This window comes from Castellaniella sp., assembly GCF_036379515.1.
In the GTDB taxonomy this organism is placed as follows: Bacteria; Pseudomonadota; Gammaproteobacteria; order Burkholderiales; family Burkholderiaceae_B; genus Castellaniella.
Genome location: NZ_DASVGN010000011.1, coordinates 64,652 through 82,428, shown reverse-complemented (window position 1 = coordinate 82,428; position 17,777 = coordinate 64,652). Strand labels below are relative to the sequence as shown.

The 17,777-nt window shown below is 62.1% G+C and carries 22 protein-coding genes; 5 read left to right on the top strand and 17 right to left on the bottom strand.

Annotated features, from left to right (window positions below; genetic code table 11):
- Window positions 1-7: 7 nt before the first annotated feature.
- Window positions 8-442: a GNAT family N-acetyltransferase gene (locus VF285_RS03805; protein ID WP_346951349.1), complete on the bottom strand. Its 435-nt coding sequence runs from the start codon at window positions 440-442 to the stop codon at window positions 8-10.
- 193 nt (window positions 443-635) lie between these two features.
- Between VF285_RS03805 and VF285_RS03800 the strand changes: the two genes are divergently transcribed.
- Entirely contained in the window at window positions 636-938 is a 303-nt protein-coding gene (locus tag VF285_RS03800; protein WP_346951295.1) for a copper-binding protein, read from the top strand.
- Window positions 939-992: 54 nt separating this feature from the next.
- Here VF285_RS03800 and hslU read toward each other — a convergent pair whose 3' ends face one another.
- From hslU to VF285_RS03765, 7 genes are all read right to left on the bottom strand, one after another.
- A complete protein-coding gene (hslU, locus tag VF285_RS03795) occupies window positions 993-2,324 on the bottom strand; it encodes an ATP-dependent protease ATPase subunit HslU (RefSeq protein WP_346951294.1) in 1,332 nt (443 codons plus the stop codon).
- A 9-nt stretch (window positions 2,325-2,333) separates the two neighbouring features.
- Window positions 2,334-2,867, bottom strand: a complete 534-nt coding sequence (gene hslV, locus VF285_RS03790; RefSeq protein ID WP_346951293.1) for an ATP-dependent protease subunit HslV — start codon at window positions 2,865-2,867, stop codon at window positions 2,334-2,336.
- 105 nt (window positions 2,868-2,972) lie between these two features.
- Entirely contained in the window at window positions 2,973-3,413 is a 441-nt protein-coding gene (gene dksA / locus VF285_RS03785) for an RNA polymerase-binding protein DksA (protein WP_346951292.1), read from the bottom strand.
- A 30-nt stretch (window positions 3,414-3,443) separates the two neighbouring features.
- A complete protein-coding gene (locus VF285_RS03780; protein ID WP_346951291.1) occupies window positions 3,444-4,547 on the bottom strand; it encodes a GTP-binding protein in 1,104 nt (367 codons plus the stop codon).
- Between the two features lie 112 nt (window positions 4,548-4,659).
- Window positions 4,660-5,586 carry a c-type cytochrome gene (locus VF285_RS03775; RefSeq protein WP_346951290.1) on the bottom strand — a complete coding sequence of 309 codons (927 nt, stop codon included), beginning with the start codon at window positions 5,584-5,586 and terminating at the stop codon, window positions 4,660-4,662.
- Window positions 5,583-6,290, bottom strand: a complete 708-nt coding sequence (locus VF285_RS03770) for a c-type cytochrome (protein WP_346951289.1) — start codon at window positions 6,288-6,290, stop codon at window positions 5,583-5,585. The genes VF285_RS03775 and VF285_RS03770 overlap by 4 nt, the downstream gene beginning before the upstream one ends.
- A gap of 203 nt (window positions 6,291-6,493) precedes the next feature.
- Window positions 6,494-6,967, bottom strand: a complete 474-nt coding sequence (locus VF285_RS03765; protein WP_346951288.1) for a Fur family transcriptional regulator — start codon at window positions 6,965-6,967, stop codon at window positions 6,494-6,496.
- A 59-nt stretch (window positions 6,968-7,026) separates the two neighbouring features.
- Between VF285_RS03765 and VF285_RS03760 the strand changes: the two genes are divergently transcribed.
- The 4 genes from VF285_RS03760 to VF285_RS03745 are packed head-to-tail and all read left to right on the top strand — an operon-like array spanning window position 7,027 to window position 9,741.
- Entirely contained in the window at window positions 7,027-7,170 is a 144-nt protein-coding gene (locus VF285_RS03760) for a hypothetical protein (protein WP_346951287.1), read from the top strand.
- Window positions 7,149-7,901, top strand: a complete 753-nt coding sequence (locus VF285_RS03755; protein WP_346951286.1) for an ABC transporter ATP-binding protein — start codon at window positions 7,149-7,151, stop codon at window positions 7,899-7,901. Before VF285_RS03760 ends, VF285_RS03755 begins: the two co-directional genes overlap by 22 nt.
- The gene (locus tag VF285_RS03750) at window positions 7,901-8,797 is read left to right on the top strand and encodes a metal ABC transporter permease (RefSeq protein WP_346951285.1); all 897 of its coding nucleotides are present in this window, start codon (window positions 7,901-7,903) and stop codon (window positions 8,795-8,797) included. Before VF285_RS03755 ends, VF285_RS03750 begins: the two co-directional genes overlap by 1 nt.
- Before the next feature lie 2 nt (window positions 8,798-8,799).
- Window positions 8,800-9,741, top strand: coding sequence for a metal ABC transporter solute-binding protein, Zn/Mn family (locus tag VF285_RS03745; RefSeq protein ID WP_346951284.1), 942 nt, complete (start codon window positions 8,800-8,802; stop codon window positions 9,739-9,741).
- A 33-nt stretch (window positions 9,742-9,774) separates the two neighbouring features.
- Here VF285_RS03745 and xerC read toward each other — a convergent pair whose 3' ends face one another.
- The 9 genes from xerC to VF285_RS03700 form a co-directional block, all read right to left on the bottom strand.
- Window positions 9,775-10,737: a tyrosine recombinase XerC gene (gene xerC / locus VF285_RS03740; RefSeq protein WP_346951283.1), complete on the bottom strand. Its 963-nt coding sequence runs from the start codon at window positions 10,735-10,737 to the stop codon at window positions 9,775-9,777.
- Window positions 10,738-10,744: 7 nt separating this feature from the next.
- Window positions 10,745-11,425, bottom strand: a complete 681-nt coding sequence (locus VF285_RS03735) for a DUF484 family protein (protein WP_346951282.1) — start codon at window positions 11,423-11,425, stop codon at window positions 10,745-10,747.
- Window positions 11,426-11,453: 28 nt separating this feature from the next.
- A complete protein-coding gene (dapF, locus tag VF285_RS03730) occupies window positions 11,454-12,329 on the bottom strand; it encodes a diaminopimelate epimerase (protein WP_346951281.1) in 876 nt (291 codons plus the stop codon).
- Between the two features lie 90 nt (window positions 12,330-12,419).
- A complete protein-coding gene (locus VF285_RS03725) occupies window positions 12,420-13,121 on the bottom strand; it encodes an ABC transporter ATP-binding protein (RefSeq protein ID WP_346951280.1) in 702 nt (233 codons plus the stop codon).
- The gene (locus tag VF285_RS03720; RefSeq protein WP_346951279.1) at window positions 13,118-13,897 is read right to left on the bottom strand and encodes an ABC transporter ATP-binding protein; all 780 of its coding nucleotides are present in this window, start codon (window positions 13,895-13,897) and stop codon (window positions 13,118-13,120) included. The genes VF285_RS03725 and VF285_RS03720 overlap by 4 nt, the downstream gene beginning before the upstream one ends.
- 3 nt (window positions 13,898-13,900) lie before the next feature.
- On the bottom strand, window positions 13,901-14,854 hold the full coding sequence (locus VF285_RS03715) for a branched-chain amino acid ABC transporter permease (RefSeq protein WP_346951278.1): 954 nt from the start codon (window positions 14,852-14,854) through the stop codon (window positions 13,901-13,903).
- On the bottom strand, window positions 14,851-15,723 hold the full coding sequence (locus VF285_RS03710) for a branched-chain amino acid ABC transporter permease (RefSeq protein WP_346951277.1): 873 nt from the start codon (window positions 15,721-15,723) through the stop codon (window positions 14,851-14,853). The genes VF285_RS03715 and VF285_RS03710 overlap by 4 nt, the downstream gene beginning before the upstream one ends.
- Window positions 15,724-15,727: 4 nt before the next feature.
- Window positions 15,728-16,948 carry an ABC transporter substrate-binding protein gene (locus VF285_RS03705; protein ID WP_346951276.1) on the bottom strand — a complete coding sequence of 407 codons (1,221 nt, stop codon included), beginning with the start codon at window positions 16,946-16,948 and terminating at the stop codon, window positions 15,728-15,730.
- Window positions 16,949-17,084: 136 nt separating this feature from the next.
- Window positions 17,085-17,777, bottom strand: a complete 693-nt coding sequence (locus VF285_RS03700; protein WP_346951275.1) for a TetR/AcrR family transcriptional regulator — start codon at window positions 17,775-17,777, stop codon at window positions 17,085-17,087.

Below are 17,777 nucleotides of genomic sequence, written 5' to 3'. Positions count from 1 at the left end.
CCTGGATTCAGTCGCGGGTGGCAAGCTGCTGCAACGCTTCGCCTGTGACGCGTACGACACGCCAGTCGTGCAGGATCTGGCCCCCGTGGTGTTTGTAGAACTCGATGGCGTTGTCGTTCCAGTCCAGCACCACCCATTCGAAGCGACCGCACCCCAGCTCCAGGGCCAGTGCGGCCAGGTGCTTGAGCACCCAGCCGCCCAGACCTTTTCCTCGATGAGCGGGCGAAATGTAGACGTCTTCCAGATACAGGCCGCGCCGATCCAGAAAGCTGGAGTAGTTATGGAACCACATGATGTAGGCAATGGCCGTGTCTGGTGCGTTTTCAGTTGTGATCACCAGGCAGTGGGCTGCCGGGTGGGCACCGAAGAAACTGGTGTGCAGGCTCTGGGGGGTCGCTTTGAAAGTGTCCGTGAGCTTTTCGAATTCAGCCATTTCGCGCATCAGGGCGTGGATCGTCGGAATGTCGGATTCGCGCGCAGCGCGCAGGCAATAGCCGGGAATGGGTGTAGGCAAGAGAGTCCTTCGTCGTGTCCTGGGCCCGTCGCGCGGGGCGGGCCGCAAAGCGGTTATGCTGGAACAGATGCCCTGATCCTTGGGATGGGGGACAGGGTTCTTTCAGGCAGGAGTGTATTCCATGCGTTCTTCATTGGCGGGCGTCCTGACTTCCGCAGTGCTTGCGGCACTCGGCGTCCCGGTGTTGGCAGCGGCCGCGCAGCCCGTTCAGGCACAAGGGCACGGCTCGGTGGTGCGCATCGACGCTGTGCAAGGCAAGCTGGCCGTGCGCCAGGGCGCGATTTCGGCCCTGAACCTGCCGGCCATGATTCTGGTGTATCACGTCGCCCCGGCGCTGCTCAACGGCATTGCGGTAGGCGATTCCGTGAGCTTCACGGCCGAGCGCGCGGGCGGCCAGTATCGCATCGTGGCGCTCAAGAAATGACGGCCACGCACTGAAGGTGCGTGACCGCCTGCATGATGCACAGCGTGGGTCGAATTACAGCACGTAGCGCGCGAGATCCTGACTGCCGGCCGTCTCCGAGAGCTTCTCATCCACGTAATGGGCATCGATCACGACAGTCTGTTCCCCGGGGCTGGCAGCCTCGAACGACAGGTCTTCCAGGAGTTTTTCCATCACGGTGTAGAGCCTGCGGGCGCCGATGTTCTCGGTGGTTTCGTTCACTGCGAAGGCCAGTTCCGCCAGGCGGCGAATGCCGTCTTCATGGAAGTCCAGCGTCACGTCCTCGGTAGCCAGCAGTGCGGTGTACTGCTTGGTCAGCGAGGCGTCGGTGGCGCTTAGAATCCGCACGAAATCTTCGGCACTGAGCGAGTCGAGCTCTACCCGGATGGGGAAGCGACCTTGCAGCTCCGGGATCAGGTCCGACGGGCGGGACAAGTGGAAGGCACCCGAGGCGATGAACAGGATATGGTCGGTCTTCACCGTGCCGTATTTGGTGTTGACGGTGGTGCCTTCGACCAGGGGCAACAGATCGCGCTGCACGCCCTGACGTGACACGTCGGCCCCGCCTTGCTCTTGCCGCGAGGCAATTTTGTCGATTTCATCCAGAAAGACGATGCCGTGCTGTTCAGCCAGCGTGACGGCTTGGGTCCGCAACTCTTCTTCGTTGATGCGTCGGGCGGCTTCTTCTTCCGTGATGAGGCGAAAGGCTTCCTTGACGGTGAGCTTGCGCGATTTCGTCTTGCCTTGTGCCAGGCCAGCGAACATGCCACGCAATTGCTCGGTCATTTCCTCCATTCCGGGAGGGGCCATGATTTCCATGCGCGGCGCAGTCTGGGCCACCTCGATGTCGAGTTCGGTGTCGTCGAGCTTGCCCTCGCGCAGGCGTTTGCGGAAGATCTGGCGCGTGTTGTTTTCTTCGCGCTCGGGCTCGCCATGGGCGTTGCGTGCAGAGGGCAGCAGAGCGTCCAGAATGCGGTCTTCGGCGGCGTCTTCCGCCAGTGACCGCACTTGGCGCATCGCGCTTTCGCGTGTCTGCTTGACGGCGACCTCGACCAGATCGCGGACGATGGTATCCACGTCACGTCCTACGTAGCCTACCTCGGTGAATTTGGTGGCTTCGATCTTGATGAAGGGGGCGTTGGCCAGGCGTGCGAGGCGCCGCGCGATCTCTGTCTTGCCCACCCCGGTGGGGCCGATCATGAGGATGTTCTTGGGCACAATTTCGTGGCGCAGCGGCTCAGCAACCTGCTGGCGGCGCCAGCGGTTGCGCAGCGCGACTGCCACGGAACGCTTGGCTTTTTCCTGGCCCACGATGTGCTTGTCCAGTTCCGAAACGATTTCTTTGGGAGTCATGTTGGTGGCGGACATAGCGGGGGCCTATAGGGTTTCGACGATGTGGTTCTGGTTGGTATAGATGCAGAGGTCACCTGCGATTTCCAGTGACTTCTTGACGACTTCTGCCGGCGTTATCTCGGTGTTTTCAAGCAGGGCCCGTGCGGCCGATTGGGCATAGGCTCCCCCTGATCCGATCGCGGCAATGCCGTGTTCGGGCTCCAGCACGTCACCGTTTCCGGAAAGAATCAGCGTGTGTTCCTGATCGGCCACGATGAGCATGGCTTCCAGCCGGCGCAGCACCCGATCAGTACGCCAGTCTCGGGTGAGTTCGACGGCGGCGCGCATGAGGTGACCCTGGTGCTTTTCGAGCTTGGCCTCGAAACGCTCTTGCAACGTGAAGGCGTCGGCCGTAGCCCCGGCAAAACCCGCGAGCACCTTGTCGTGATACAGGCGGCGAATCTTGCGTGCCGTGCCCTTGATGACGATATTGCCCAGGGTGACCTGGCCGTCGCCACCCAAGGCAACGGCGTCACCGCGACGAACGCAGACGATGGTGGTGGCGTGAAATTGTTCCATAGGGTTCTCGAGTGTTGAGAACAGCATATGGGGGTCGAGGCGCCAAAATACAAGAGAAGCCGCCTGGGCTTCTCTTGTAAGGTTCTGTGTGCAGGATGCGCGAGGTCAGTCGCCGTAGAGCTTCTGGCGCATCTCGCGACGCTCTTGCGCTTCGAGTGACAGAGTGGCCGTGGGGCGTGCCAACAGCCGGGCGATGCCGATGGGTTCACCGGTTTCTTCGCAGTAACCGTATTCGCCGGCGTCGATGCGGGCGATGGCCTGCTGGACCTTTTTCAGGAGCTTGCGTTCGCGGTCGCGCGTGCGCAGTTCGAGCGCGTGCTCTTCCTCGATCGTGGCGCGGTCGGCGGGATCGGGAACGTACTGGGTTTCGCGCAGGTTTTCGGTGGTGGCGCCCGCGTTGGTGAGGATTTCGTGTTCGAGCTGGTGCAGGCGGTCGCGGAAGAACGCTAGCTGGGCCTCGTTCATGTAGTCCTTTTCCGGCATTGCCAACAGTTCGGTTTCGGTCAGCAGCCGGACCGGGGATTTGGTGCTGGATTTGCTAGCCATGTTGCGTCCCTCTTTGTGTGCCTGGCCCCGTTAGGCCAGGCATTGTTCGAGCCCCTGAGTAAAGATCTCTCGGGGCAGTTTACGGCCGATGAACACCATACGGGTATTCGGTTTTTCACTGGCTTGCCAAGCCTTGCCGGGCTCGGCTCCCATCAGCATGTGGACACCCTGGAACACCATGCGGCGCTTGATGCCTTTGATGTACAGAATGCCCTTGTAGCGCAGCAGGTCGGTGCCATAGACCTGCACGATGCCGCTCAGGAAGTCTTCCAGGCGCTCGGGATCAAAGGGCCGGTCAGAGCGGAACAGGAAGGTCCCGATGGCGTCGTCGTGGTGAGAGTGGTGGTGATCGTGGCTGCAGCTGGGGCCGCATTCGTGGTGCCCGTCTTCGTCGTCGTGACCGTGATCATGGTGGTGGTGCTCATGATCGTGGTGGTCTTCGTCCTGTTCGCTCAGGAATTCCGGGTCGATGTTCAGGATGTCGTCGATGTTGAAGCCGCTCACGTCCAGCAGCGTGTGCAGGTCGGTTTCGCCGAAATTAACCGGCGCGATGGTCGCACGCGGGTTGATGTGCATGATGCGTGAACGCAACGCTTCGTAGTCGGCGTCGTTGACCAGGTCTTTTTTGGAAATCAGGATGCGGTCGGCAAAGCCCACCTGCTGCTGCGCCTCTTCCTGGCGATCCAGGGTGGCCATGCCGTGCTTGGCATCCACCACCGTGACGACGGCGTCGAGCTTGTATGTCTCGGCTACGTCGTCGTCCATGAAGAAGGTCTGGCACACCGGGCCCGGGTTCGCCATGCCGGTGGTTTCAATGATGACGCGGTCAAAGTGCAGGGTGCCCGCCTCGCGTTGCACGGCAAGGTCGTTGAGCGCGTTGACCAGATCGCCGCGCACCGTGCAGCAGACGCAGCCGTTGCTCAGCTGCACGATCTGCTCTTCGCTGTCTTGCACGAGCACGTCGTTGTCGATGTTTTCTTCGCCGTATTCGTTTTCGATGACGGCAATGCGCTGACCGTGGTATTCCGTGAGAATCCGGCGCAACAGCGTGGTCTTGCCCGCACCCAGAAATCCCGTGAGCACGGTCACGGGAATCAGGGTGTCAACGGATACAGAAGGGTTTGCAGCATTCATGGCCATTCTCTGAGTCCGCACGGGCGGCCTCGACCGAAACCAGCCACCGTGCAGACGATAAACGACCGATTACATCATAGTGCAGCCACAAGGGCAAATGGGCTGTCGGTTGCTACGGTTTTGCAGCGAGTTGGCTGGTGGAAGGCGTGGAATGCGCCCCCAACACTACCCCGTTCACCGTTTTTCCGTAAAGATCGTATTTTCCGCCGTGATGTGCCTTGATGGTCGCCTGCAAGTCACCGGCGTAGCGTGGATCTTGCGGGCGCTCGTGGCCGTCGACGAAGTAAGCCACGTCCCAGGCCTCTTGTTCGCTGAGCGTGCCTCCCTGGCTCAAGGGCATGTTGGCGTGAATGAACGCTGCAGCCGTCTTCACCGAGTGCATGCCCGCGCCCCAGTTGTAGGAGTCATCGCCCCACAGCGCAGGGAACACGGCACGGCCGGTGGCGTCATGCTGACCTGCACCGTTGGCGCCGTGGCACAGCGCACAATGCTGGGTATAGACCTTGCCGCCCCGAACGTAGTCGGGGGCCTGGGCCGGTTCCTTCAATGCGGGGAACCCCTGGCCAGCCAGCTTCACGCCGGTGGGAGCACCCTTGGCCATCCAGTACATGTAGCTTTCGAGGGCCACGATGGTTTCACTGGTGGCGGGCGGTATCTTGCCGTTCATGCTGTAGGCGAAACACCCCTGCAAGCGTTCAGCCAGCGTGTTGACGTGGCCGTTCTTGGATCGATAAGCCGGGTACAGCACATAGGCTGCCCACATGGGAGCCGAATCGGCCTTGCGGCCCGCATCCAGGTGGCAGCTCGCGCAGTTCATGGAGTTGCCCACGAATTGACCGGCGTATTTTTGCGGGTTCAGAAAGATATTTTGCCCGAGGCGGACCGCATCGCCGAACGGGCCACTGGGGATGGCGCTGGCCGGCTGCGGGGTGAATTGCGGCGTCGTGGTGACAGCTGGCTCGGCCGCGCGGGCGACCGTCACGGTCAATAGCAGTGTGCTCAGGGCAATGCCTGTCGAAAGAAGTGTCCGGTTCATCATTTGGCTCCTTCGGTCGAGGCGGCGGCTTGGGGCAAGGCAGAGAAATACGTGGCGACGGCATCGATCTGGGCCTCGTCCATGTGCTTGGCGATGGTGCCCATGAGGTCTTGCGGGCCCGCTGGACGGTGACCGTTGCGCCATTGCGTGAACTGCTCGACGATATAGTTCTTGCTCAGCCCCGCGATGGCTGGAAAGTGCGGGGCGACGCCCGTGCCGCCGGCTGCGTGACATTGAGTACAGGCAGGAACGTCGTGTGCCCAGTCCCCTCGACTGGCGATCCAGGCCCCCATGTCTTTGGCGTCTGGTTGTGTCGTGGCCTGTGCCGCCAGTTTGACGGCATCCCAGGGGCGCGGCAAGGTGTCGATGTAGGCGACGACGGCCGCGCGTTGCGGTGTCGACAAGGCCGAGGCAATGGGCTGCATGATAGGGTTGCTGCGTGCGCCATCGGCAAACGCCTGCAGCTGTGCCTCCAGATAATCCGAGCCCTGGCCTGCCAGGTACGGGAAGTTGGCTGCCGCCATTCCCTGGCCTTGGGCTCCGTGGCAGGTGATGCAGGCGGTAGCGCCTTGGGTGCCCTGGGTGTAGATCTGCTTGCCTTGGTCAATGGCCGATTCGGCCTGTGCGAGCCCGGTGCTGGCGACCAGCAAGCCGGCCGCCAGCAGAGAAGCCCAGCAGGCATTCGCGCGCCTGTGCGAAAAATTCATGGTATTCCACTCCAGAATAAGCTTATTTCTTTTAGAAATACCATTATCCAATAAGCGTTATTGCTGCGGCAAGTCGCGCACCTCACGGCAGGCTTGCGCCGCCGCAGCCTGGCGGATCCGAACTGCTTGCAAGCGGTGAGGTGGCCAACGCTATGGCGAGTTCAAGCGCCGAAAATACGTATTTGAATTGGCCGAATGGGCCACTAGGCCTCGGCCTGCTGGCATCGGGGGCACAGGCCCTTGAGCTCGGTGAGGTGGCCGTCCAGCACGTAGCCGGCCTGCGCCACACACTGCGTCAGCTGTTCGCTGAGTGAAGGATCGGAGAGCTCGGCCACGCTGCCGCAGCGCGTGCACACCACCAGGACGTCATGGGGGTGCCCGCCAGCGTCGGTACATGCGCTCCAGGCATTGAGGGCGTCCAGGCGGTGGATCAGCCCCTGAGCCGTCAGGAATTCCAGCGCCCGGTAGACGGTGGGTGGGGCTGCGTTGGGCTGTACAGGCCGCAAGGCGTCCAGCAACTCGTAGGCCTTGAGGCTGCCAGGGTGGCGCAGCAGCGTTTCCAGTACCAGACGGCGTAGCGGGGTCAGTCGAGACCCCCGTTGTGCACACAGGTTCTCGGCCAACGCGAGGCGCCGGGTCGTCAGTGTCTCGTTCGACGAATGAGTCGGATGGTTCATGATGAGTATGTTATAACATAACAAATTGGTCTCGTTGATCCCTTACGGATCGTCCCTTCATGCCGTTGTTTCCCCTGTCTCCTCGCTCCGATCGCTATCGGGGTTCTGCCCTATTGTCGTCCGCCGGACGGCGGATGGGGCGTGTGGTGCTGGTGGTGCTGGGGTTGTGGCTTCTGACCGGATGGGCCATGCAATGGTGGTGACCGATGCGCGGCCCGCTGCGCGCGTGGCGGTCGAATTGCAGCAAGTATGGCTGGGATGGCATGACCGCGTTGCCGTGCGTGATGCCAGCGGCACATTCGACGAAGGCTCTCTGACGGCCATCGTGGGGCCCAACGGGGCGGGCAAGTCGACGCTGGTCAAGGCCATGACCGGGCAGCTCAGCCCCATGCGGGGACGCATTCGCATTGCGCCAACGGTCGGCCGTCACCTGGTCTGCCTGCCTCAGCGCGCGGAGCTGGATCTGAGTTTCCCGATCAGCACCTTCGATCTGGTGGCGCTCGGGGCTTGGCATCAAATGGGTGCCTGGCGGGGGATGGATCGCACGGGTCGCGATGCAGTCGAGGCTGCGCTGGAGGCCGTAGGCCTCGCCGGCCTGGGGCGCCAATCCGTGTCTACGCTCTCGGGGGGGCAATTGCAGCGGGCCTTGTTCGCGCGCCTCATGTTGCGCGATGCTCAGGTCATCCTGCTTGATGAACCCTTCGCGGCCGTCGACCGCGCAACGACGGAAGACCTGCTGGGCTTGCTGCACCAATGGCATGCAGAAGGCCGGACGCTGATTGCGGTACTGCATGACCTGGACATGGTGCGGTCCCATTTTCCGCGTGCGCTCTTGCTCGCTGGACAGGTCGTGGCCTGGGGGGGCAGTGCCGAGGTGCTCACGTCGGCCAACCTTCATCTGGCGCGCCACCTGTGCGCGACGGGGGGGGCGTGATGCATTTCTGGTCTTTCATGGTTCAGCCCTTCATCGACTTCAGCTTTATGCGCCGCGCGTTGGCGGGGTCCTGGGCGCTGGCGTTCGCGGCTGGGCCCTTGGGGGTCTTTCTCGTGTTGCGGCGCATGAGCCTGATGGGCGACGCCATGGCGCACGCCATCTTGCCTGGAGTGGCCGTCGGGTTTCTCACGGCGGGCCTGTCCATGACCGCCATGATGGTCGGCGGGCTGGTGACAGGCGTGGTGGTCGCAGTGTTGGCCGGCCTGGTGTCGCGCCTGACGCCTTTGCGCGAGGACGCAAGCTTTGCGGCGTTCTATCTGGTTTCGCTGGGGCTGGGGGTGCTCCTTGTCTCGCTCAAAGGCAGCAACATGGATCTGATCCACGTGCTCTTTGGCACGGTGCTGGGTCTGGGCGACGCCGCCTTGCTCCTGGTCACGGCGGTCAGCAGTATCACGCTGCTGGCATTGGCCGGTCTGTTCCGAGTGCTGGTCGCCGAATGCCTGGACCCCCAGTTTCTACGCACCCAGGGGCGGGCAGGCGCCTGGGCCCATATCGGGTTTCTGCTGTTGCTGGTCCTGAATCTGGTGGCGGGGTTTCAAGTGCTGGGCACGCTCATGGTCGTGGGCATCATGATGTTGCCGGCCACGGCTGCACGCTTCTGGGTGCGGGCTGTGGGGGCACAGATGGTGCTGTCCGCCATTTTGGGGGCGGCCGCCTCGTATGCAGGGCTCCTGGCTTCGTATTACACGAACGTGCCTGCATCGCCCGCCATCATTCTGGCTGCAGGCGCTGCCTATTTCATCTCAGTCGCGTTTGGACCGTTTGGCGGGGTGTTGCAGGTGGCTCGCCAGGCACGTGCGCGGCGTTTGCGCCTGCTGCAATCCCTGGAGGAATGATCATGAAAAAGTTCTGGGTGGGCGCGCTTGTAACGCTCTGCATGCCCGCGTTCGCGCAGGCCGCGGTGGCGGCTTCCCCGCTGCCGGTGGTGACCTCGTTCTCGATTCTGGGGGACATGGTGCGCGAAGTCGGCGGCGACGACGTTCATGTCACGGTGATCGTCCCGCCTCTCGGAGATCCGCATACGTTCGAGCCGTCCCCCAAGGATGCGCGGGCACTGGGGGCGGCCAAGGTGTTGGTGGTCAACGGCCTGGGGTTCGAATCCTGGATGCCACGCCTGATTCAGGCATCGGGCTTTGGCGGCTTGAAGATCGTGGCCTCGCAAGGCGTGCATGCCCGCGAGCTGAAAGACGACGACAGCGGAAATGAGCATGAAATTCTGGCGCCCGCGCACGCTGCCGTGAAGGGGGGGACGCTGGACCCTCATGCCTGGCAGGACCTGAGCAATGGCATGCTCTACGTGCAGAACATTGCGGGCGGCCTCTCGCAGGCCGACCCCACCCATGCGGCTGCCTATGAAGCCCGTGCGCAGGCGTATGTGGCTCGCCTGAAAACGGCTGACACGCAGTGGCGCGAGCAGTTGGCGTCGGTTCCTTCTGATCGTCGCGTGCTGGCGACGTCTCACGACGCTTTCGGCTACTTTGGGGCGGCGTACGGCATTCGCGTCCTGTCTGTCGTGGGGGTCTCGTCCGAGGCCGAGCCCTCGGCGCGGGTGATGGCTGATCTGGTCCGCCAGATTCGCAAACATCATATTCGTGCCCTGTTTCTCGAGCACGGCAGCAATACCCGAGCGATGAATCAGATCGCTGCTGAAACCGGCGTGAAAATAGGCGGCGAGCTGTTTGCCGACACCCTGGATACCCCGGGACACAAGGCCTCGACCTATCTGGGCATGTTTCGCTGGAATACCGGCCTGTTGTTGAAGGCGTTCACGGCGCAGTAACGCGCCTGCTGCACGCACTAACCAAACGGCACACTAATCCTTGGATTTTCGGTGCGCGCGCGGATGCGCCTGGTCGTAGCTGGTGGCCAGGTGCTGAAAATCCAATCGCGTGTAGATCTGGGTCGTCGAGATGTTGGCGTGCCCCAGCAACTCTTGCACGGCGCGCAGGTCTTGGGCCGATTGCAGCAGGTGGCTGGCGAAGCTGTGCCGCAAGCTGTGGGGGTGCACGTGCATGGGCAGACCCACCTGCCTGGCAAGGCGGTCCAGCTGCAGCTCAACCACGCGGGGGCTGATGCGTCGGCCGCGCGCGCCCAGAAACAGAGCAGCCCGTGTGTTGGCGTCGGGCTCTGGAGGCAGCAGCTGCGCACGCACCTGCAGCCAGGCCTGCAACGCGGCAATCGCATGGCGCCCCAGCGGCACCGCGCGGGTTTTCTGCCCCTTGCCCAGCACCGTGGCCTCGGCCTCATCCAGTTGAATCCAGCTGTGGGACTCGTAGTCGCGTTCGCGCAGAGGCTGCCAATCCAGGCTGACGAGCTCAGAAAGCCGCAGGCCGCTGGAATACAGCACTTCGAACATCGCCATGTCGCGCCGTTCGATTGGTGTCTCGGCAGGGGGCATTTGTGGACGGTCCAGCAGCGCCTGCGCCTGGTCGACCGACAGTGCCTTGGGCAGGCTGCGTGGAATCTTGGGCGCGCGGACTCCATGTGCCGGGTTGCAGGCGAGCCCTGCTTTGGGCGCCCGCCATTCGAAGTAGCTGCGCCAGGCAGACAGCGCCCGGGCCAGGCTGCGCGGTTGGTGCCCCTGCGCGTGCAGGCGCCCCAGCGCCTGGCGGATGTCGAGTTCGCGCAAGGTATCGAGCGAACGTTGGGGAAAGCATTCTTGTAGCGACTGCAGGTCGCGGCGGTAGGCGTCGACGGTGTGACTCGAGTAGCGTTGCTGGCCGGCGAGCTCGGCCAACCAGGTCTGGATGCAGCTGGAGTCGGTCGCGTCAGCCATGGACGAGTCAGGCGACCTCGGGCGCCGCGGTGGCCAGGCGCCCCAGCGCTGCACCTGCCAGCGTGGCGATCATTTCCAGGAACGTGGTGCCCATGTCGGGCGCGAAGCGCTGGGGTTCGTCGGACCCCAGCACCAGGAGCCCTATCGGCTCTGCTCTGTTGAGCGTGCGTAGCGGAACAATGGCCAATGAGGCCGGCTGTGAGCCCAGCCAGGCAGCGGCTTCCTGGTCTTTGAGGGGCCCGCAATAGGGGTGTTCCAGCGCTTTGGCGTAGTTTCGGATGGCAGGCGTCACGTCTTCGGTGAATTCGCTGTCGGCAAGCCGTGGCAAATCCCAGACTCGCAGCGCGATGGCGTTGAGGTCGAATTGATCACCCAGGCTGCGGATGATGTGCGCCGGAATCTGCGTGGCATCGGGCTCGCCCAGCATGCGCGCGCACCACTGCATGACGTCGAGATTGATGCGTTCGTTGCTGCCGGCGTTCTGCAGCAGCGTCTTCAGACGCTGCTCGTACTCGCGCAAGCGGCTGCGCAAGGTGAGGATCTGCCGCTCGCCTAGTGAAATGGCTCGCGCCTGGTGCGGGTGCGGCACGCTCAGGTTGGCGAAGACGTCAGCATGAGCCTCGAAAAAATCGGGGTTCTGGCTGAGGTAGTCGGCGATGGCTTCAGCTGTCAGGGTGTCCTGGGTCATGGGAATTTGGTGCAGCGGCAGTCGCCGGCTAGGGTTTGGGGTTCGTAAGGGTGTCGATGTCGATCTGGCCCTGAAAGACAGTCGTGGCCGGACCTTTCAGGTGCAGATTGTCACCGTCCCATTCTACCTGCAGCGTGCCACCGTGCGTGTCCACCCGTACCGGGCTGTCCAGCAACCCGCGGCGAATCCCCGCAGCGACGGCGGCGCAAGCCCCTGTGCCGCAGGCCAGGGTTTCGCCTGCCCCGCGTTCGTACACACGCAGTTGGATGTGATGGCGATCACACACCTGCATGAACCCTGCGTTGACCCGATGCGCGAAGCGCACGTGCTGCTCCATGAGCGGTCCGATGCGGTGCACCGGGTAGGTCTCGACGTTTTCGACCTGCACCACCGCGTGGGGGTTTGAAATGGCGACCAGCGAGCACCAGACGGGAGCGGCTTCACCCTCCAGGTCCAGACCGTATTGCGTGTCGTTTCCACTGGGGCGCGTGGGCAGGTTCGAGGCATCGAAAGCCACGCGTTCCGGGCCAAAGCCCGTGCGCCCCATCTCGACCGTGACGTCCCCGTTCACGGATTCGTGGAGCACGATGACCCCGGTTGCGATCTCGGCGCGCAGCGGATTGCGTTGCGATAGCCCCTGCTCGTGCACGAAACGCACGAAGCAGCGCGCACCGTTGCCGCAGTGTTCGACCTCGCCGCCGTCTGCATTGAAGATGCGGTAGCGGAAGTCGGTGTCGGGCTGGCGTGCCCGCTCTACAAGCAGGAGCTGGTCGGCGCCCACCCCGAAATGCCGGTCGGCCAGCGCCCGTGCGCGTTCTGCCGTGAGATCTATGGATTGACTCACGCCATCGAGCACGACGAAATCATTGCCTGCGCCGTGCATTTTCGTGAAATTCCAGATCATGAGCTGCCGATCCTTTCATCGATGAACGTCGGTTTGCACGCACCGTGTCAGTGCGTCGCCTACGGATTATCCTGCAAATCGGGCTAAAGCTTAAACCGACAAATACCGGTGTTGGGTATCAGTGTCTTGCAACAGGTCACCGCTGGTGGCCGTGTGCACGATGCGACCCTTTTCGAGGATGTAGGCGCGGCGCGCGTGGCGCAACGCGAAGTGCACGCTCTGATCAGTGAACAGGATGGTGGTGGTCTTGGAGAGTGTGTCGATGAGCTCGCCGATTTGCTTGACGATGACGGGGGCCAGGCCTTCGTTGGGTTCGTCGAGCAGAAGAACGCGCGGCTCGCTCATGAGTGAGCGCGCCACCGCCAGCATTTGTTGCTGCCCTCCTGACAGATTGCCGCCGTCGCGGTCGGCCAGTTCTGCCAGCATGGGGTATTGGTCGAAGATGCGTTCCGTGCTCCAGGTGCGGGTGCTGCCCGGGCGGTGGTATTCGCTGATCTCAAGGTTTTCGCGGACGGACAACCCTGGGAAAATACGCCGGTCTTCGGGAACCAGGCCTATGCCCTGACGGGCGATGCGCCAGGCCGCGTGGCCTGCGATGTCTTTGCCATCGAATAAGATTTGGCCCTGTCGCGGCGGCGTGAGGCCCATGATGCTGCGCAGGGTCGTGCTTTTGCCTGCGCCGTTGCGCCCCAGCAGGCAGACAGTTTCGCCAGCCTCCAGAGAGAGAGAAACACCTTGCAGTGCGTGGCTCTCGCCATAATAAGTGTGGATGTTCTGGACGTCGAGGATCATGCCGGTTCCACCATGTCGGCCGCTTCGTCGCCCAGATAGGCTTTGCGGACTTCGGGGTTGGCCCGCACAACGGCGGGCGCGTCGAGAGCAAGACGGCTGCCATGGTGCATGACCAAGATGCGGTCAGCCAGGTCGAACACTACCCCCATGTCGTGTTCGGTGACCAGGAATGTGTAATCACCCGTGCGGGCGAGGGTGCGGACGAGCTCGACGACTCGCCCGGTTTCGTCGGGTGTCATGCCGGCGGTGGGCTCATCCAGCAGCACCAGCTCAGGCTGCGTGGCGAGCACCATGGCAATTTCAACCAGGCGTTTGTCACCATAGCTGATGGTGCCTGCGGTGCGGTCCGACAGGTGAGCAAGTGACAGCTTGGTGAGGAGCGCGTCGGCTTCGTGCTGGACGGCGCCATTCGTGGCGGCGCGGTTGGCCCAACGCCCGCCTTCGCGTCGCTGCGCGGTTACCGCGACCTCTACGTTTTCACGCACTGTCATCTCGGTGAAAATGTTGTTGATCTGGAAAGAACGTGAGATGCCCAGGCGACTGATGACGTGAGGCGGCAGCCCCGTGATGTCGCGGCCCTTGAACTGAATGCTGCCGCTGCTGGGTGCAAGCCGCCCTGACAGCAGGTTGTAGAAGGTGGTCTTGCCCGCTCCGTTGGGGCCTATGATGGCCAGGGTCTCGCCCGTATCGACGTCCAGGTCGATGTCCGTGACGGCCTTCACGCCGCCAAAGTGTTTGCTCAGGTGCTGGATGCGCAGGATGCAGTCGTGTGCCATGGCCTAGCCCTTGTTCCGGTGCGCCTGCAGGGCGCCCATGACCACACCCAGCGCCCCGTTTCTGAAGAACATCACCATGAGCGCAAGGATGATGCCGAGAAACAGCATCCAGGCCTGGGTAAGGCTGCTGATCCAGGTCTCGAGCAACACGAAAATGCCGGCACCCAGGAATGGCCCCAGGAAGTAGCCGCTGCCGCCGAGAATCGTCATGAGGACCGGTTCGGCCGACATCGTCCAGTGGGCGAGTTCAGGGCTGGCGATGCGCAGGAAAGGCGCCATCAACCCACCTGCGAGCCCTGCAAAGCCGCCAGCGATGGTGAACGCGGCCAACCGATAGCGGCGTACGTTGAGACCGCAGAAAGCGACTCGCTCCGGGTTCTGGCGGATGGCGCGCAGAACCATGCCAAAGGACGAACCGCAGATTCGGTACAGGACGAGCCCGGCGACCACGACCACTATAAGAGCGACGTGGTAATACACGGCAGGATTGCCCAGGGTGACATTCAAGCCCAGGCCAAGTGAGCCCACTGTGAAGCCTGAGATGCCGTCGCTGCCGTTGGTGACCGAGCGCCACTGATGCACCACGGCGAACACCATCATGCCGAAGGCAAGTGTCAGCATGGCGAAATAGACTTGGTCCAGACGTACGCAGAAGAAACCGATGATCAGGGCCAGAACGGCGCCCGCCAGGAAAGATACCAGCAGGCAGGCGAGCAGTGGCCAGTGCAGTGATTGCAGCAGCAGAGCCGTGGCGTAGGCGCCTATGCCGTAGAACGCGGCATGCCCGAAGCTCAACATGCCGGTATAGCCGAAGATGAGATTGAAGCTGGCAGCGAACAGCCCCAGGATGAGGATCTGCGTCGCGATGAAAATATAGAAGAAGGGAGCGATCCAGGGTAGGGCGACCAGCAGGGCCAGCAAGATGGCGAGCCCGATACGGCCCGTGAGCGTATTCATGCCGATTTCCTTGACCCCAGCAGGCCGTGGGGTTTGATGAGCAGCACGAGTGCCATACCGATGAAAGGCAGCACCAAGTTGATATCGGGCAAATACCGCCCTCCTAAACCATGAATGAGGCCCAGGATGATGGCCCCCAGCAGGGCGCCCGGAAAGCTGCCCAGCCCGCCGATCACCACCACGATGAAGCTTTCGATGATGATCTTGTCCCCCATGCCGGGGTCTATGGCCCGCATGGGGGCTGCAACAACCCCGCCAACGGCGGCCAGCCAGGCACCGAAGGCGAAGACCCCGGTGATCATCAGCCGCGTGTTGATGCACAGCACCTGAGCCATTTCGCGATCCAGAGCCGCCGCGCGCATGATCTTGCCGATGCGTGTGCGGTTAAAGAGCAGCCACAGCCCCAGCAGCGTCAGTCCCCCCACCACCAGTACGAAGGCGCTGTAGCGTGGGTAGCTTAGATCGCCCCCAAGTTGGATGGCACCCTGTAGCACTGCAGGGGGGTCGATGATGTGGATTCCGGGCCCCCAGATGAGCCGCGTGGCTTCGTTGAGGATGAGCAGCAATGCGAAGGTGAGCAGCAGGCTGTCGGTGACTTCACGTTGGTAGATGAAGCGCAGCATGCCTCGGTCGATGGCGACTGCCAGGGCGGCCACTATCAGCGGCGCGAACAGCAGCGTCAGCCAGAATGGGAACCCCAGGCTGACGATGCATGTATAGGCCAGATACGCACCCAACATGTAGAGTGCACCATGCGCGAAGTTGATGACGTTGAGAACGCCGAAGATGATATTGAGGCCTACTGCAATGATGAAGAGCAGCAGGCCGATATCCAGGCTGTTCAGCAGCGCCAGACCGAGGCCCCCCATGTCGTCACAGCTTGCAGGCTGGGTCGACGGGTGGCGTGACCTTTGCACCGTCGAAGTTATGGATCTGCGTGAGCGACCGAATCTTGTCTTCAGTGTTCATGGCGCTCGTCAGCCCCCAGGTTGGTCCGATAAGTGCCTGGTGGTCGCCCTTGCGGAAGGTCAGGTTGCCGGTAGGCGCCTGGATGGTCAAGCCGGACAGTGCGTTGATGAATTTTTCGCTGTCCACCGAGCCAGCCTTTTCAATGCCTGCCTTGAACGCGTAGATGGCCGTGTAGGCGCCTTCGGCGTTATAGCTGGGCGGGTGGTTGTAGGCTTTTTTGTAGGCTTCGACAAAGTGCTTGTTCATGGGGTTGTCCCATGATGCGTACCAGTACCGCGTGCCCAGCCACACGCCTGCCGGCATTTGGTCGCCCAGGGCCGTGAGGACCTCGGTGGCGGCACCAACGTTCATGAAGACCTTGTAGCCCTGCTTGAAGAAGCCACGCTCATTGGCCTGGCGCACGAAGTTCACCAGATCGCCCCCCCAGAGTGAAATCAGCACGCCATCGGGTTTACTCTGCATGACGCTGTTGATGAAGGGGGTGTAGTCTTCAGCGCCGAATCGCGGGAAAGCAAGCTGGTCGCTCATGAGGACGACCTTTGGATTGTGCGCTTTCAGATTGTCGCTGAAGTATTCCCAGGACTGGTGACCGAAGGCGTAGTCGGGCCCGATGGTGGTCCATTTGATGGCGTCCGTCTTGGCTGCGATTTCTGCGCCACCCGCCATCATTTGCGCAACGTTGACGCTATCGCGGAATGTGTATTTGTTGCAGAGCTTGCCGGTTGCGTCGGGTGTGGCTGCGTGAGTGATGATGAAGGGCTTGCCCAGTTCGGGCAGTACGGGTACCAGACCTTGCGCGACCCCGGAGCTATCCAGCCCCATCATGAAGTCGACCTTGTCCTGGTAGACCATTTTGCGGGCGAGCTGGATGGCTGTGGCAGCCTTGCCTTGGCCGTCCTCGAGCTGAAGGTGCAGCTGGCGGCCGAGCACACCGCCCTTGGCATTGACTTCGTCGATGGCGAGCGTGGCTCCCTGTTTGGCGAATTCGCCATAGGTGGCGGCGCTGCCGGACATCAGGTAGATGCCGCCGATGCGGATGGGGTCTTGGGCTTGTGCGGGAGCGCTGGAGAGCATGCCTGCAACCGCAAGCGCGCCCAGCACCATGGAAGGCGAAAATTTGTTCATGAAAGTCTCCTCTGTCTTTGCACGGGTGGCTGGTGAACCCAGCTAGTGCGTGAAAGTGCGGCCACTATGAATGTGGCCTTATTGCCAGAAAACAATAAAACACTTGTTCGCTAAAGTCAAAGATTGTGGGCAAAATTCAGAGTGGGCTTTGCAGATAAGATCCGAGTAAGTTGCAAACCGTTTGCGCATAGGCATTTACGTCAATCTTCTGGCGGCGATATTTGCTGCGTTTGAGGTACCAGTCTTGCATGAGTGCCTTGATCAAGGACGCCAGCAGTCGTGTGTTCACGGGCCCAAAGGCATTCGCTGCAATACCTTCTTCCAGGATGTCGAAGAAGATGTCTTCGATCTGGCGCGCGGCGCGGATGGCCTCCTGTTTCTCCCGTGGAGGCATGTTCTTGGCTTCCATGAAAGAAAAGCTGAACCAGTCGGGCATCATTTCGCTGAGGAACAGGTGCGTGCAGATGGCTGCTTGCAGTTTCCCTGTCCCGGGCGATTGATTTTGTATGGCGGCGAGTAGTGTTCTGTGGGTCAGCAGAAAGCCGTAGTTCTGGATGAGGCGAATCAGATCATCTTTATTCTTGATGTAGGCGTAGATGCCCCCGATGCTGAACCCGGATTCTGCACATAGGTCGCGCAGCGACATGGCGTGAAAGCCCCTTGAGGCTGCCAGGCGCAGCGTGGCTTCGACGATGTTGCCCAGGCCCTTGATCGCGACGGCCGGTTTTTTGATGCGGATGTGGTCCTGGTTCTCTTGCAGGAGGGCCGCATAGATGTCGTTCCGGGTCAGGCTCAGTCGCGCCCGGAAGCTCTCGTAGTCTGCTGTCAT